This is a genomic window from Streptomyces sp. V3I8, from assembly GCF_030817535.1.
GTDB lineage: Bacteria > Actinomycetota > Actinomycetes > Streptomycetales > Streptomycetaceae > Streptomyces.
In genome coordinates this window covers 8,602,321-8,616,815 of record NZ_JAUSZL010000002.1, presented here as the reverse complement: position 1 = coordinate 8,616,815, position 14,495 = coordinate 8,602,321, and the positions used below count along the sequence as shown (strand labels likewise).

11 protein-coding genes and 5 pseudogenes are annotated in these 14,495 nt (G+C 68.3%); 10 read left to right on the top strand and 6 right to left on the bottom strand.

Annotated elements, in window-relative coordinates; genetic code table 11:
• Positions 1 to 419: 419 nt before the first annotated feature.
• A pseudogene (locus tag QFZ75_RS37995) lies at positions 420 to 1,066 on the top strand (site-specific integrase); the annotation flags it as partial.
• A gap of 441 nt (positions 1,067 to 1,507) precedes the next feature.
• The gene (gene rox, locus QFZ75_RS37990; protein ID WP_307545069.1) at positions 1,508 to 2,935 is read left to right on the top strand and encodes a rifampin monooxygenase; all 1,428 of its coding nucleotides are present in this window, start codon (positions 1,508 to 1,510) and stop codon (positions 2,933 to 2,935) included.
• A 159-nt stretch (positions 2,936 to 3,094) separates the two neighbouring features.
• Here the strand turns inward: rox and QFZ75_RS37985 are convergent.
• A pseudogene (locus QFZ75_RS37985) lies at positions 3,095 to 3,795 on the bottom strand (IS5 family transposase); the annotation flags it as partial.
• 490 nt (positions 3,796 to 4,285) lie between these two features.
• Between QFZ75_RS37985 and QFZ75_RS37980 the strand changes: the two are divergent.
• A protein-coding gene (locus QFZ75_RS37980) for an IS5 family transposase (RefSeq protein WP_307534034.1) occupies positions 4,286 to 5,103 on the top strand; the annotation gives its coding sequence in 2 pieces (ribosomal slippage) (positions 4,286 to 4,630 and positions 4,633 to 5,103; 816 coding nt in all).
• A gap of 606 nt (positions 5,104 to 5,709) precedes the next feature.
• Entirely contained in the window at positions 5,710 to 6,099 is a 390-nt protein-coding gene (locus QFZ75_RS37970; protein ID WP_164414831.1) for a hypothetical protein, read from the top strand.
• A gap of 114 nt (positions 6,100 to 6,213) precedes the next feature.
• Here QFZ75_RS37970 and QFZ75_RS37965 read toward each other — a convergent pair whose 3' ends face one another.
• Positions 6,214 to 6,426 (bottom strand): hypothetical protein, encoded by a 213-nt coding sequence (locus QFZ75_RS37965; protein ID WP_307543971.1) that lies wholly within the window; start codon positions 6,424 to 6,426, stop codon positions 6,214 to 6,216.
• Between the two features lie 660 nt (positions 6,427 to 7,086).
• On the opposite strand from QFZ75_RS37965, the gene QFZ75_RS37960 reads away from it, so the two are divergent.
• Together QFZ75_RS37960 and QFZ75_RS37955 are read left to right on the top strand one after the other, a co-directional pair.
• Positions 7,087 to 8,337, top strand: a complete 1,251-nt coding sequence (locus QFZ75_RS37960) for a S9 family peptidase (protein WP_307543970.1) — start codon at positions 7,087 to 7,089, stop codon at positions 8,335 to 8,337.
• A 136-nt stretch (positions 8,338 to 8,473) separates the two neighbouring features.
• Entirely contained in the window at positions 8,474 to 8,746 is a 273-nt protein-coding gene (locus QFZ75_RS37955; RefSeq protein WP_307543969.1) for a hypothetical protein, read from the top strand.
• A 23-nt stretch (positions 8,747 to 8,769) separates the two neighbouring features.
• On the opposite strand, the gene QFZ75_RS37950 is transcribed toward QFZ75_RS37955, so the two are convergent.
• Together QFZ75_RS37950 and QFZ75_RS37945 are read right to left on the bottom strand one after the other, a co-directional pair.
• Entirely contained in the window at positions 8,770 to 9,303 is a 534-nt protein-coding gene (locus tag QFZ75_RS37950) for an AAA family ATPase (protein ID WP_307545067.1), read from the bottom strand.
• A 454-nt stretch (positions 9,304 to 9,757) separates the two neighbouring features.
• Positions 9,758 to 10,015, bottom strand: a pseudogene (locus QFZ75_RS37945) (hypothetical protein); the annotation flags it as partial.
• Between the two features lie 371 nt (positions 10,016 to 10,386).
• Between QFZ75_RS37945 and QFZ75_RS37940 the strand changes: the two are divergent.
• Positions 10,387 to 11,112, top strand: a complete 726-nt coding sequence (locus QFZ75_RS37940; RefSeq protein ID WP_307543968.1) for a hypothetical protein — start codon at positions 10,387 to 10,389, stop codon at positions 11,110 to 11,112.
• A 115-nt stretch (positions 11,113 to 11,227) separates the two neighbouring features.
• Here the strand turns inward: QFZ75_RS37940 and QFZ75_RS37935 are convergent.
• Positions 11,228 to 11,426 (bottom strand): annotated as a pseudogene (locus QFZ75_RS37935) (lysine 6-monooxygenase); the annotation flags it as partial.
• Between the two features lie 166 nt (positions 11,427 to 11,592).
• Here QFZ75_RS37935 and QFZ75_RS37930 point away from each other — a divergent pair.
• The 3 genes and pseudogenes from QFZ75_RS37930 to QFZ75_RS37920 all read left to right on the top strand — a co-directional run bounded on the left by QFZ75_RS37930 (position 11,593) and on the right by QFZ75_RS37920 (position 13,625).
• Positions 11,593 to 11,910 carry a transcriptional regulator gene (locus QFZ75_RS37930; RefSeq protein ID WP_373466005.1) on the top strand — a complete coding sequence of 106 codons (318 nt, stop codon included), beginning with the start codon at positions 11,593 to 11,595 and terminating at the stop codon, positions 11,908 to 11,910.
• Positions 11,907 to 12,552, top strand: a pseudogene (locus QFZ75_RS37925) (nucleotidyl transferase AbiEii/AbiGii toxin family protein); the annotation flags it as partial. The gene QFZ75_RS37930 and the pseudogene QFZ75_RS37925, both read left to right, overlap by 4 nt.
• A 482-nt stretch (positions 12,553 to 13,034) precedes the next feature.
• Positions 13,035 to 13,625 carry an SMI1/KNR4 family protein gene (locus QFZ75_RS37920; RefSeq protein WP_307543967.1) on the top strand — a complete coding sequence of 197 codons (591 nt, stop codon included), beginning with the start codon at positions 13,035 to 13,037 and terminating at the stop codon, positions 13,623 to 13,625.
• On the opposite strand, the gene QFZ75_RS37915 is transcribed toward QFZ75_RS37920, so the two are convergent.
• Positions 13,600 to 14,019, bottom strand: coding sequence for a hypothetical protein (locus tag QFZ75_RS37915; RefSeq protein ID WP_307543966.1), 420 nt, complete (start codon positions 14,017 to 14,019; stop codon positions 13,600 to 13,602). The genes QFZ75_RS37920 and QFZ75_RS37915 overlap by 26 nt on opposite strands.
• Positions 14,020 to 14,495: the final 476 nt, after the last annotated feature.

Sequence of the window (14,495 nt, the reverse complement as noted above, 5' to 3'; positions counted from 1 at the left end):
GGGGTGACCACAGACCCGACCATGAGGTCGACCACGGCCCCGATCACACCGGTTATATTCCGATGTCCCGTACCAACGACGCTTGATCAGGAAATGCCGAAGCCGGTGGGCTTCTCTGCCTGGCCTTTCACTCAGACTGCGGGCGGGTGTTGTTGAAGCGCACGGCCGGTCCCCAGTTCTCGCGGGCGCTGGCCAGGCACCACTGGCACAGCGGGAGTCCGCCGCTGCCGTACTTGTGGGTGGGTCGCCGGCAGCCGGAGCAGGCCCGCCAGCGCGCCACGGCCGTGAGGGCCGGGCTGCTGGATAACGGGATCTCGAGTGTGGTGTCGGGGGTGCAGGCGCGTACACCCGCAGTGAGAAGCCGGCAGGATTCGTCCCGGTCGACGGCCTGGCGGCGCTTACCGATGGTGTAGCAGTCACCGGACTCCGAGACCCCGGCCCGCTCGAAGAGGCGATCGACCGGCTGATCGCGCGGCGCGAGGTCCATCTGCGGGAGAAGACGCTGTGGCGGATGCTCTACGAGACCGCTGGGCGGGCGGAGGAGATCCTGGGCGTGAACATTGAGGAGCTGGACTTCGCCGGGCGTCGTTGCCGGGGCAAGGCGAAGGGCGCCCGTGCCAAGGCCCGCTGCCGGGGCCAGGCGCGCGAGGACTTCGCAGGGGAGACCGTCTACTGGGACGCCGGCACCGCCCGGCTGTTGCCCCGGCTGCTCAAGGGACGAACCCGCAGACCGGTGTTCGTCACGCACCGCCGTCCGGGGCCGGGCAAGGTCGTCAGCCCCCGTGATGTCTGCCCGGATACCGGGCCGGCCCGGCTTTCCTACGGACAGGCCCGCGCCCTGCTGGACGAGCACACCGCGGTACGTGGTCCCGGAACGGGCTGGGCCCTGCACGAGTACCGCCACTCCGCGCTGACTCGCTTCGGTGAGCAGGGCGCCTCGCTGCTGATGCTCATGGCCAAGTCCCGGCGCAAGAAGCCGGAGAACCTCCACCGCTGCTTCAAGCCCTCGGCCGAGGCGATCACCGAAGTCATCAGCCTGCTCGCAGCCGGCGACGCCCGGCGTTGATCCACCCAGTCAGCCGGAACGCCGACCCTCATACACCGTGGGGTATGGGCGAGGACCGCCGCCTTCGGCGACCACACCTTGGCTGCCGACCGCGCGTCGCGGGTTCCGATGCGGGAGGGGCTTGTCCATCCGCAGCGGACGGCAAAAAAACAAAGGCAAGGAGGTTACCTACTCCTTGCCACTCTCAACTTATAGCGCACGGGGGGCCTTGCGGCAAGGCCAGGGTCGTGACGCAGAATCGTCGGCCGAGGCCAGAACTTGGGGAAATCAGGGATGCGCGAAGTACGTGCGCCTTTATCGACTGTGGGTTCTGCGGGACGTGAAACCGCCGGTGGGACTCGCGGTGTGGTGGCGAGCACGCGGCGCGGAGGTCCGGGTGTGCGCACTGCCGGACTGCGCAGAGCAGCTGGCCGAAATACAGCCTTGCTGAATGGGGGGTTCATGATTGATGTGATCGTTGCTGGCGGCGGACCGACCGGTTTGATGCTGGCCGGCGAGTTGCGGCTGCACGGCGTGCACGCGCTCGTGCTGGAGAAGGAGACGGAGCCGACCAGGATCGTCCGCTCGCTCGGCCTGCACGCGCGCAGCGTCGAGGTGATGGACCAGCGCGGTCTGCTGGAGCGGTTCCTTGCGCTCGGCAAGCAACATCCGGTCGGTGGTTTCTTCGCCGCCATCAACAAACCGGCGCCGAACCAGCTGGACACCGCGCATCCGTACACCCTCGGCATTCCGCAGACCACCACCGATCGCCTGCTTGCCGAGCACGCCACCGAACTCGGCGTCGAGATCCGGCGCGGCTGCGAACTCGTCGGGCTGAGCCAGGACGAACACAGGGTGAGCGTCGAACTTGCCGACGGCACGCGGCTGCGCTCGCGCTACCTCGTCGGTTGTGACGGCGGCCGCAGCACGGTGCGCAAACTGCTCGGTGTTGGCTTTCCCGGCGAGCCCTCCAGGGTCGAGACGCTGCTGGGCGAGGTGGAGGTGACCGCGCCGTCGGACACGCTGAACGCTGTGATGGCCGAAGTGCGCAAGACCCACAAGCGGTTCGGCGCCATGCCCCTGGGGGACGGGGTGTACCGCCTCGTCGCGCCCGCCGAGGGGGTGGCCGAGGACCACACGGTCCCGCCGACCCTGGACGAGCTGAAGCGGCAGGTGCGGAAGCTCGCCGGCACCGACTTCGGCGTGCACTCACCGCGCTGGCTCTCCCGCTTCGGCGACGCCACCCGGCTGGCCGAGCACTACCGGACCGGCCGGGTGCTGCTGGCCGGCGACGCGGCGCACATCCACCCGCCGACCGGCGGGCAGGGGCTCAACCTCGGCATCCAGGACGCGTTCAACCTCGGCTGGAAGCTGGCCGCCGAAGTCAACGGCTGGGCACCGGAGGGACTGCTGGACAGCTACCACACGGAACGGCACCCGGTGGCCGCCGATGTGCTGGACAACACCCGCGCGCAGATGGAGCTGATGTCCATCGAGCCGGGTCCCCAAGCAGTGCGCCGGCTGGTGTCGAAACTGATGGACTTCGAGGAGGTGAACCGGTACCTGATGGAGAAGATCACTGCGATCGGGGTCCGTTACGACTTCGGCGAGGGGCATGAACTGCTCGGCCGACGGCTGCGGGATGTGGGGCTGAAGCGGGGTCGCCTCTACGAGCTGATGCACGGCGGCCGCGGGCTGCTACTCGACCAGACCGGCCGCCTCTCGGTGGCAGGCTGGGCAGATCGAGTCGACCACGTCGCCGACATCAGCGAGGAACTGGACGTGCCCGCGGTGCTGCTGCGGCCGGACGGCCACGTGGCGTGGGTCGGTGACGATCAGCAGGATCTGCTCGACCGGCTTCCCCAGTGGTTCGGCGCTGCGGTCAACTGAGCGCGCAACTCGGCGCACGAAAGCCCACCGGGCCTGCCGGACGGAGCGGGTACGCATAGCTGTCACTCGTGAGGAGACGCTTACCCGCTCCAGGCCACTGACCAGTACTAACGGGGAATGGGAGGCGACTAAGAGGTCCTGACAAAGGCGTTGGACGTGGCGGTGGGTGATGAGGCAGGTGGCGAGGCCGAGGAAGGCTTGGTGGATGTCATCGCGTCGTTCCCAGCAGATCCGCAGCCGTCGGAAACCGTGCAGCCACAGCAGACAACGGTACTTGTCGTGGTCGTAGGCGCGGTCGGCGAGGAGCGCGTCGGGTCTGCGCCTGGGCCGACCGACGACGCCCGCCACTGCCGGGATCTTGTCCAGCAGGGGCAGCAACTGCGTGACGTCGTTGCGGTTTCCGCCGGTCAGCGACACCGCGAGCGGGATGCCCTGGGCGTCGGCGAGGGCGTGGTGCTTGCTGCCCGGCCGTGCGCGGTCGACCGGACTGGGCCCGCTTTTGGGCCCCGTCGGGCCGCCCTGACGTGGGAGGAGTCGATCACCGCCCGCGACCGGTCCAGCTTGTTCTTGGACCGCAGCTTCTGCAGCAGCACCAGGTGCAGTTGCTCCCACACACCGGCCTCGTTCCACGCGGCAAGACGCCGCCAGCACGTCATGCCCGAACCGAAGCCCAGCTCCTGGGGCAAATACTCCCACTGGATGCCGGTGTGCAGTACGAACAGGATTCCGCACAGCGCCTGCCGGTCCGGCACCCGAGGTCTGCCCTCGACCAACTTCGGCGCCGGCTCGGGCAGCAACGGCTCGATCAGCGACCACAGTTCATCCGACACGATCGACGGCCGCGGCTCACGCTTCGCCATGACAGAACCAACGACCGATCAAGCCGATAGTCACATGATCAACAGCTTCTATTAGGGACTGTAAGTGGACATGCGGTGATCGACCGAGATACCAGTCGGACAAAAAATGTCCGAAGAGTGGGTAGCACCTGATCGAGCTCCCAGTCCTGATCTTTTAGAGATCGGGTATTCCCCACCCGCGGAGCCTTCCTGGGGAAGCTCGAGGGCTATGCGTTGAGCTGTCGCGGGCGGAGCTCGGAAGTGGCCTCTCCTGCCGGTGCTTTGGGTGGCCTTGGCGGCGCGGCGTTCACGGCGCTGATGCCGGTCCTGAAGACGTGAGCGGCTCACAATGCAAAAAGCGCCCCTCCCCACGGCTTAGCCGTGGGGAGGGGCGCTTCGCTGCTTCGTGTCAGGTGGGGTGGGTGTAGCGGATGGGTTTGCCGGGGCTAACTGGCTCTAACAAAAGCTGCTGATCATGAGACTGTCGGTCTCTCTGCTCGTATGTCTGGGTATGGGAAACCGTCAGTCGCGGCCGTGGATCGTGTCGGACGAACTGTGGTCGTTGATCGAGCCGTTGCTACCGAACCCGGGCCCGAAGAAGGCTGAGGGCAGACCGCGGGTGCCGGACCGGCAGGCCCTGTCCGGGATCCTGTTCGTCCTGCACACCGGCATCCAGTGGGAGTACCTGCCCCAGGAGCTCGGCTTCGGCTCGGGGATGACCTGCTGGCGGCGCCTGGCGGCTTGGAACAAGGCCGGCGTCTGGGACCAGCTCCACCATCTGCTGCTGAACGAGCTGCGGTCGAAGAACCATCTGGACTGGGGCCGGGCGGTGATCGACTCCTCGCATGTCCGCGCGGCCCGACGGGGCCCAAAAGCGGTCCCAGCCCGGTCGACCGCGCACGTCCGGGCAGCAAGCACCACCTCATCGTCGACGGGCAGGGCATCCCGCTCGCGGTGTCGCTGACCGGCGGCAACCGCAACGACGTCACCCAACTCCTGCCCCTGCTCGACAAGATCCCCGCCGTCGCCGGGGTTGTCGGCCGGCCCCGCCACCGGCCCGACGCACTGCTCGCCGACCGTGGTTACGACCACGACAAGTACCGGCGCTTGCTGTGGCGGCGCGGGATCCGTCCCGTGATCGCGAAGCGGGGCGAGTCTCACGGCACCGGCCTGGGCGTCTTCCGCTACGTCGTCGAACGCACGATCGCCTGGCTTCACGGCTTCCGCCGCCTACGCATCCGCTGGGAACGACGCGACGACATCCACGAAGCATTCCTCGGCCTCGCCACCTGCCTGATCACCTACCGCCACGTCCGACGCCTTTGTTAGGACCTCTAAGGGCATAGTCGATCTCGTGGCGGGTGCTGTCGCCTATGTAACCGCCCGGGAAAGCTCCTGAGTTCGCGAATACTGAGCACTCGGCGCCCCGAACCTGGGCGTTCGTCGCGTGTCGGTTGGCGATCATCGTCGTTCTTTCATCCAGCAGGCGGGGCAAATGTCGCGGCCATCGCGGGTCCGGTGCCATTAGCTATCCAGTCGGCGGGGCTTGGTGCCCTTCTTGTGATGGACGGGTCTGGTGTACGCCTCGCCGGTTGCGAGGACCGGTCCCACGTCGTGACGGGTTGCCGAACCGCTGTTTCTTGAACCGAGTGGGCGGCCAGGGCCAGGTCGGGAGGGCTTGGGCGCACGCTCTGGCCCGACGTCCGCTCGCCCCCGGCGGCCTCACCTTCTCAGACCCGGACCGCCATATCTGAGCGCTACCACCACGGGTTGCGCCACGTCCAGGACCAGCTCACCACCTAGCCCCACCGCCCGGTGTGCCAGCACCTCCACCTGGACAGTCGTCGTAGCTGGCGCGGCTCCCGCCTCGAGTACCGTGTTCCTCTACGGGGTGCCATAACGGATGTGGCGCCCTCCACCGGAGGTAGTCAGCGTATGAGTTCAAAGCGCAGCAAGAATCCAGCCCTGCCCGTACTTGACGACGCATTCCGACTTGCGTCGGTCAAGGACGCCGAAGAGTCCACCCGTGACTTGTCCGCGCGGCTGGCCACCACCGAGCTGCGCCGCGTTTCCCACCCGGGCCGGGTCACCTGGGAGCCCACCGATCAGGCCGAGCCCGTACCGGTCCCGCCGACTGTGGTCGACGGTGACGGGGACCTGTGGCTGCGGGACCGGGGCACTGGCACCTGGACCATGCCCGAGTTCAACCCGAAGGAGTTCCCGGCCCGCTGTGGCGAGGTTCTGACGTGGAACCAGCTTGCCCGCGAGTTCGGCCCCCTTACCGCACTGGCCGACGACCGCCGCATCGGCGGCGGCCGACGCTGATCGCGCAGCCTTCTGGGATGACCGCGCCCCTGAAGCGCTCATTACGGGTAGCTGGGAGCTCCAGCTCACCACCGAGCTCGACGATGGCGGCGAGCAGGTGAGCGTGGTGGTCGGTCACGATGTCTCCATGTTGCAGCCGGATACGTCGTCGCTGTCCGTGGGGTCGGGGTGGAAGAAGCGGGTGTAGCGGAGTCCGGTCTCCGGAGTGATGTTGAACACCGCGCATAGGTGCTGCGGGTCAGCGCCGGTGACGGCGGCCTCTTCGAGGATTCGGTCCTCGCGAAGTTGCTGGGCGGTGACCGGGAGGCCGCACAGCAGAGGCTGCATCCAGCCGGTTGTGACCGGGGCGCGGGTGTGCGCGGTCTGCGAGCTGATGAACAGGTGAGGGTTGCGGATATGTGGCCAGCGCTGGTGCCGGAGGTGGATGTAGTCGACGACGGCCTGCTGGGTGAAGGCGTCGAGGGGGTGACCGATGTCGCCGAGCGTGAGCCGGCTGCGGGTGAAGTCGATGCGGTCAGGGCCAGCGCTCGGGCCTGGTGCGGGTAGAGCGCATGGATGCCGACGAGGGCGATCAGCAGCTTCAGGGCGGGGTTGGTCTCGGCGGCTGCGGTCAGACTCTGGATCGTTTCGGGGCTCAGCGGCATGGGCACCGAGCTGGGCCGGGATCCCAGGCTCACGCCGCGTGCGGGGTTGGCGAACAACAGCCGTTCGCTCTTGAGGGTCTTGAACATGTCGCGCAGCGCGACGGCTTCGGTGTGCGGTGCCGCGCATTGGGCAAGCCACTTGGTGACGTCGGCACGGCTGACCTGGCGGAGGGTGCGGTAGCGCTGCGAGCAGGCAAGAAGGAACGGGATCGCAGAGTTGGCCTGGTTTCGGACCGTGATCGAGTCTTTGGGTGGCCGGACGGGCAGGGTGCACTCAAGTCCACCACAGATGCGGGGGACTCTCGGATGCCGGAGTCAGACGCGCGTCCGTAGCGTCGCCGACATGAGTGATGAGACGCGCACATCTCATGAAAGTAGGGTGAGCCGACGGACGCGCAGGGGACTCGCCGGAGCGGCGGCCCTGCTGCTCGCCGGGCTCGCCGCGGCCCCGGTGGCCACAGCCGCCGGCGAGCAGCCGCACCGGACGCGACGCGGTGACCTGGTGTCCGTCACCCCGGTCGCCGACCGGGGCGCGGGGGCCGTCCGGGCGTTCCTGGAGGGACAGGACGTCGCCGCAGACTCCGTGAGGTACGGCGTACAGGCTTACCGGCTGACGTATCGGACCATCGACCCGTACGGCGACAACACCACCGCGACCGGGCTGCTGACGCTGCCCAAGAGCCGTGCCCACCGCCTCGACCTGGTCTCCGACACCCACGGCACGATGGTCGACCGCGACTACGCGCCCTCGGCGAGTGAGGACTTCGGGCGGGTGCCGTCGTATCTGAACGCGAGCGCGGGACGTGCCGTGGCCGCTCCCGACTACCTCGGCCTCGGCAGCGGTCCGGGCCTGCATCCGTACATGGACACCACTTCGTCCGTGACGGCCTCCCTCGACATGCTGCGCGCCGCCCGTACGGCCGCCGGCCTGCTCGGCCGCCCGCTCACCGGGAACGTGTACGCGACGGGCTTCTCCCAGGGCGGCCAGGTCGCCATGGCGCTCGGAAAGGCGCTGCAACAGGGCGCCGACCGGCACTTCCGACTGAGGGCGGTGGCACCTGTCAGCGGGCCGTACGACCTGGAGGGCCAGGAGATGCCCGCACTGTTCGACGGGCGCGTCAACGACGTCAGCGGGGTCCTCTACGTTACGTACTGGCTGGTCGCGCAGAACCGCCTGCACCCCCTCTACAAGGACCCGTCCGAAGCCTTCCGCACGCCGTACGCGAGCCGGGCGGAGAGCCTTCTCGACGGAAGCCACGAGCAGGAGGACGTCATACGGGGACTGGCGCCCTCGGTGAGGCAACTGCTGACACCTGCCTTCTACGACCGTCTGCGGCACCCGTCCGGTGCCGTGCTGGACGCGATGCGCGGCGCCGACCACACCTGTGCCTGGAAGCCGGACGTGCCGGTGCGGCTGTACGCCGGTGACGACGACACCGACGTGCCCATCGGCAACACCCGCACATGCGCCCGCACCCTCGCCGGTCAGGGAACGAGGGTACGGGTGGTCGATCAGGGGGCCGTGGACCACTTCGGGTCGGCAGTGGTCTCGGCCCCGCAGGTGGTGCGGTTCTTCGACGGCGTACGGCGGTGATCCGCGCGGCGGCTCAGTACCAAAGCGCGCCACTGCGACCTGGCAGGAGCTGGCCGCGGTCACCGGCGCCAAACGCAGGCTGTGGCTGCGGAGCCGGAGCCGCACCGGCTGGGCGGTGTGCGGCCGGGAGTGGGACGTGGTGGCCGCCGAGCCGACGGCGGCCGGGCTGGACGCACTCGCCGCGATGGGTGCGGGCATCCGGTGCGGCTACCAGGTCCTCGCCGACCACCTGAGTGCCCGGCTGTACGTCGCGGTGCCGGGCGACCACCACAAAGCACCCGGCGAGCGCTGTGGACTCGTGGCGGCCGGGGTGCGGCTGGTGCGGTCGGGGTCGGGTTCGTCAGGGCGTTCCCTCGATGATGACGGGGACTTCCAACGGCACGGCCCAGATGATGCCGTACACCTGTGACAAACCGTGCCGTGCAGCAACGCTCAACGATCGAGTGCGGGAAGGCCGGCCAGACCAGTGTCGAGCATGATGCGGTCGACGGTCTCCTTCAAGGTGCTGTCGGCGCCGATGACGGTCTCGGTGGCGCCCAGCAGGAGATCGAGCTCCCGGTACCACTCCCGCAACTGTGGTTCGCCGACCTCACTCGCGATCGGTTTGGTGGCGTGGCGGGCGAGGGTCTGCTCGAACGGCACGTGCAGGTAGTAGCCGTGGGTCGGGCCACGGTGATCGGCGCGCAACTGGGCAAGCATGTCGCCGTAGTGGTCGGTGTACAGAATCCCTTCGACGATCACGTGGTAGCCGGCGTTCAGGGCGTAGCGGGCGGTCAGGTCGATCAGGCCGATGTTCGCGGCGCCCGGTCGGTCCCGCTCGCGCAAGACGATCCGGCGCAGGTTGTCCTGGCCGACGACGGCCAGGCCGCGGCCGAAACGGTCACGGATGCCGGCTGCGACGGACGACTTCCCCGACGCGCTGTTGCCGCGCAGCACGACCAGCCGGGTTTCTTCGGTGCCCACCATCACGACGAGCACGCTACCGGCGGCCGGAGTATGGCCGTGGCCACGTCTTCCAGGACCGCCGCGCCTACGTGTGGGACAACCGCTCCGACATCGCCACCCTGCGAAACGACAACAACCGCCGCGTCGACACCGAAACCTGGGGCCACGACCACGGCGGCGGCCACCACCGCCGCCGCTGACCCACCAGCCTGGCCACCGCCGGTGACCATCCGGCCGTAAAACCGCGGCGCGCCAGCCCCTTGTCCAGAGTGGCGCGCCGTCGGCGTGCGGAGGGAACGGCGCCGGGCGGGTCAGCCGCAGTCGTTGTTGTTGATACACAGGGAGCGGGTGGTGTCGTTGAGGTTGTAGCCGCGCAGGTCGTGGATGGAGCCGCTCTTGGTGACGCACACCCAGCGCCCGGCGTAGTCGCGTTTTCGTACACGCGGGCGGTACGCCCGGAGTTGTTGCGGATCGAGCTGCCGCGGTCGCGGATCGCGGAGGGCAGGTCCTTGACGCTGTCGTCCACCGCCCGCTTCACCCAGGGCTGCTCCCCGAAGTCGATCTCCGGGTAGATGCAGACGTACCCGTCCGGGCACTCCACCGCAGCAACGGCCACCTGATGCTGCGGAGCAGACGCCGTGGGGGTGACGCCGGCCGGGGCCGGGACGCTGAGGGTCAGGGGAATGAGCGCCGGCGCGGCGGCCGCGGTGAGGCGTTTCACGGTTGAGGTCATGCCGTCAGGCGAGCGCAGACAACCGCACGGCACGCCGCGGACAGCACCTGCTCCAACCGGCCGGATACACCACAGCCCCACAGAAACGATCTGCCCGCCCGGGTTTGAGCCACCACCTCACCCACCCGTACGCCGTCCCGGGCACCACTCGGCTCGGCGCTGGAAGCGCCCTGTGCCCGCAGCCGGGGAAGGTGCGGCGCAGCCGGGTCGCGCCGGCGGGGCGGGCACTCGCTCCCGCTTGCCGCACAACCGCCTGCTGCCCGGCGTCCGCATCGGCCCACAGCTCGCGCTGCCCGGTACGACCAATGCGCACTCTGGTGGTGAGTCGGTCATCCGGCTGGTTGTCAGTGGGTCCTGCCAGGATGTGCCGCATGCTGAGTCGTGGGGAATTCATGGAAGCCGCGCGCGCGAGCGGTGTCTCGCAGGGTGCCGTCGAGGAGATTCTGCGGTGCCTGCGGCCATGCGTAGTGATCAACAGGGACAAGGTGGGTGAGCCCGTCGGCAGGTGGGAGCACGAGGAAGAGATGGTGGTCTTTCTCGACTGTGCCGCTCTTCCTGACCGTCACCTGGACCTGGAGCTCGGGCTTCCCAGCTCGGGTTCTGTGGTGCTGACCCCCTCGTTGCCACCGCGGTGGCTCCCGGGTTCCTACGCCGACGAGTTGACGGATTCGCAGGACAGCGGGGAGTTGCACGCCTATGCGGCGTGGACGCACGCGGAGTGGTACACGTACGCCAAGGACAGTGAGCATCCCGTGACGATGCATCCCGCCCTTGAGGAAGCGATGACGGAGTACCGGCGGTGTCACGGTCCCATGAAGCTGTTGACTGACGGTTATTTTGCTCCAGACAGGTCCCTGCAGCTCGGAGGTGTGATGCTCAACATCGCATCTGCGGGTCCGCTGGAGCTCGAGCTGATCGATCTCGACGACGACTGGGACTGGATATTCACTGACGAGGTGCTGCGGAAGGCATCTTTCTGGAGGCTCTTCGCCCATCTCCACCATGACAGCGGCTTCGAGTACTTGTGGATGGTCCACCGTGAGGACACCGCTGTGGAGCGCTACGACGAGATCGTCTGGATGGAGCATCTCGAATGACACCACGGCCGGTGCGTGGAGCGCCGCCGGGGCTGGCTGTCAGTCGGCCACCAGTGGTGTGAGGGGCTGCGCTCGTCTGGCGGACGGGATGCGGGGCTGGGGGTGAGTCCGAGGTCGGGGCGCCGACGCCGTGGGTGTGGCTCTCGGGGTTCTGGATGTGGACGGCGCCGGTGGCGGCGGGGTCGAGGACGAGGCGGTGCTGTGCGTCGATCCGGGGGCGGTCGGAGGCGTCGCGGTCGGGGAGGACGCGTTCGAGGGTGCCGTTCGCGGTAGCTGGTGGCGAGGACGACGGCGTCAGTGGTGAGGCGGGACCTGCACGGCAGCGGGTGGCCCGTTCGGTCGGACCCGACCGGTCGCCGCGGCATTGCTCTTCGTCAGATGCCCGCGCCCTACCTCGCGGCTGTCTCAATGGCCGCCATAACGAAGGCATGGCAGTCAATGGGCAGTCCTCATTGCCCGGAGCGGACGTGGCGGAGGACCTTGCGCTCTACCGGGAAAAGTTCCAGCAGCGGCTTCCCGGCCGGCGCCCTGGAGGACCTGCGCGGCCCGGTCACCGGTGTGGTCGAACTGCCCGTGCATGCGGCGTGGTCGGGGATGAGCGCTTACGACCTGGGCAAGCCGCGTCAGTGCATGGGGCTCTACCGCACCGTCCTGCACGAGGGCCTGCCCCTCTACCTCAACTACGACCTCCTGCTGCAACTGTGGCCGACCCTGCGCTCCCTCGTGGGGCGCACCGTGCGCACCGTGTGGGAGGACGCCTTCCCCCAGCTGGCCGCCCGGAGCCGGTCGGCGGCATGAGGGACCTGCCCGAGCTGCATGCGCGGCTGCTGGCCTACGTGATCGCCCTCGGCGCCCCCTACCCCCTGGTCCTCACCGGCGGCTACGCGGTTCGGGCGCACCGGCTGGTGTCCCGGCCCAGTCAGGACCTGGACGCCGCGACCGAGAACCCGGCGCCCATGGCCGAGATCGCGGCCGCCGTCCGTGACGGGCCGGTGCAGCGCGAGGGTGGCGGGTGCGGTCGCTGGAGACGGCGCCGCTGTCCGCCCGCTTCACCGTGACCGACCCGGCCACGGGGCAGGAGTGCGAGGTCGACATCCTCAAAAAGATCTTCTGGGGCCCCATCGCCCACACCGTCTACGGGCCCGTCCTCGCCGAAGAGGACGTGATCGGCACGAAGGTCCGCGCGCTGGCCGACCGCGGCGCACCGCGGGACCTGATCGACGTGTTCGCCGCCTCACGGCGCTGGACCACCAGCGACCTTGAGGAGTTCGTCCGCCGCCACGCCCGCGGACGCTTCGAACGAGAAGACCCCCAGGCCAACCTCACCGGCGCCGAGTGGACCGACGACGCCTTCACCGCCTACGGCCTCGACAACGACGCGATCGCCGCCCTGCGCGCGCTTGGGCTGTTCAGCGGGTCGACGACCTCGCAGCCCGCCTCACGAGGAGACCGACCGCTTCGACTGACGGGCCTGGCAGTTCGGCGAGGTCTTCGTTCGAGGCGGGAAGGACGAGCGCCCCGGATAAGGGCCCGGAGCAGTTGGCCGTCCTCGGGAACTGTGCAGGTCGGGCCTGACTGTAGCCCTGCCGTACACCGCACTCCGCTACGCAACGCAACGCAGCGAGTCCCCACCGCAGACTGCGGTGGGGACTCGCTGTATGTATGAGCGCCGGACTTCTCTGCACTAAGTGGTCCGGTTTGGAAGTCCTTCGGGGGTTGACTTCGGCGGTCGGGCAGGGTTGCCAGGTAAGAGGCCGCAGGTTCAGTGTGTGCCGTTGGTGTCCTCGCCGAGCTCCCTGGTGTCGCTGGCCTTCCTCACCGCATCCCCCGGGAATGGCTGATGTATCGATTCGTGGAGGCCGCACGGCGGGTCGCTGGCCCAGAATGATGTGCGAATCTTTCCGGAGGATTGGAATGCTGACATGACATACATATCGGTTGGAAACGTGCCGCGAACCGCCGAGGACTGGAGTGGCTATCTGGTCGAGTACGGCGGGGTATATGTGCGGACCGCGAATGAGTACATGCGTCCACGCCTGACCGCCGAGCAGATCGAGAGCCACTGGCTGGGCGCCGAGCCCGCGGACGGGCAGACCATCGCGGCCACCGAACAGCGCCTGGGCGTCCGGTTCCCGCCCAGCCTTCGGGCCTTCCTGACCGTCACCGACGGCTGGTACGGGGTCGGCGGGTGGGTCCACGAGGTCAGTCCATGCGCCGAGATCGACTGGCTGCGGAACACATCCATGGGCACCGACCTGATTGAGGTCTACGCCGAAGTGGAGGAGGAGGAAGGCGAGCCCAATGAGCTGCTGGCACTGTTCCGGCGCGCCCTGGCGATCGCCAGCGGCGAGGATCTCTGGCTGCTCGATCCCGCCAGGACTCACCCGCACGGCGAGTGGACCGCCTACGTGTTCGCGCCCAAATACGGGGAGGCCGATGTGTACCCCAGTTTTGCCGAGTTGTTCCATGCGAGCAAAGCTTTGATGATCAGGCCCGCCGAAAACGAAATGTGAGTGCGATGGAGGATTCTTCCTGGTGATCGGTGGTGTGCCGATCGAACCTGGCCAGCAGATCGTCCAGGTCGGAGGCGGTGAACTTCCACTGGAACGGCTGTGCCGTGGTGTTGTAGCGGTCTTCGAATGCTCGGAGCCGGTCCCCGACTTCGGTGAGGTCGGTGAAGTCGTTAGGCGAGACGACCTTGCGTTGGACGACGGAGAAGTAGACCTCCACCTGGTTCACCCGGGAGGCGTGGACCGGGGTGTGGACCATGACCGTGTTCGGGAACGCGGCGGCCAGCCGGCCTGCGGCTTTCCGGCCGCGGTGGGAGGAGCCGTTGTCGACGATCCAGAACACGCGCTTGGCGCTGGCGTACGCCTCCCGGCTCATGACCTGGGTGACCAAGTTCATGAACGGGTCGATTCTTCGCCACCCGCCCGGTGATCGCCAAGGCCCTCGCACGCTGGGGACACATCCTGCTGCCCTTGGTCCTGGTCGCAATCGGACTGCTCATCCTCATCGAAGGCGGCGCCTTCGGCCTGTGACGTGGTCAGCACCCATCGTTCGAATCCCTGGCGTCGTCCATGCGGACTCGGCCGGCGAGTTGGGCAAGGACCTGCTCAGGGCTCAGGTTGGTACGGGCGGCGATCGCGCGCAGCCGACGGCTCACGTCGGCCGACGGCCACACCTGCGTCTTCAGCTCCTCGCGCGTCCTGCCGCTCCTTCTGCCACGCAGCCTGCCGGGCCGGAGCATCCGTGCGCCGGGCCTCGTGTTCGCGGGCCCACGTACTGCCCTGCACGTCCTGCTCCGGACGGTGGACCGACCCGCCCTGAGCACCCAACAGGGCCGCCACGCGTGGCTTCGTTCATTTCACATCACAGCGATT

Excerpts from the sequence above, each read along its gene's own strand:
- QFZ75_RS37970 (WP_164414831.1), top strand. The coding sequence starts at position 5,710 with ATGAGTTCAAAGCGCAGCAAGAATCCAGCCCTGCCCGTACTTGACGAC.
- QFZ75_RS37920 (WP_307543967.1), top strand. The coding sequence starts at position 13,035 with ATGACATACATATCGGTTGGAAACGTGCCGCGAACCGCCGAGGACTGG.
- QFZ75_RS37940 (WP_307543968.1), top strand. The coding sequence starts at position 10,387 with ATGCTGAGTCGTGGGGAATTCATGGAAGCCGCGCGCGCGAGCGGTGTC.
- QFZ75_RS37965 (WP_307543971.1), bottom strand. The coding sequence starts at position 6,426 with ATGCAGCCTCTGCTGTGCGGCCTCCCGGTCACCGCCCAGCAACTTCGC.
- QFZ75_RS37950 (WP_307545067.1), bottom strand. The coding sequence starts at position 9,303 with ATGGTGGGCACCGAAGAAACCCGGCTGGTCGTGCTGCGCGGCAACAGC.
- rox (WP_307545069.1), top strand. The coding sequence starts at position 1,508 with ATGATTGATGTGATCGTTGCTGGCGGCGGACCGACCGGTTTGATGCTG.
- QFZ75_RS37960 (WP_307543970.1), top strand. The coding sequence starts at position 7,087 with ATGAGTGATGAGACGCGCACATCTCATGAAAGTAGGGTGAGCCGACGG.
- QFZ75_RS37915 (WP_307543966.1), bottom strand. The coding sequence starts at position 14,019 with ATGAACTTGGTCACCCAGGTCATGAGCCGGGAGGCGTACGCCAGCGCC.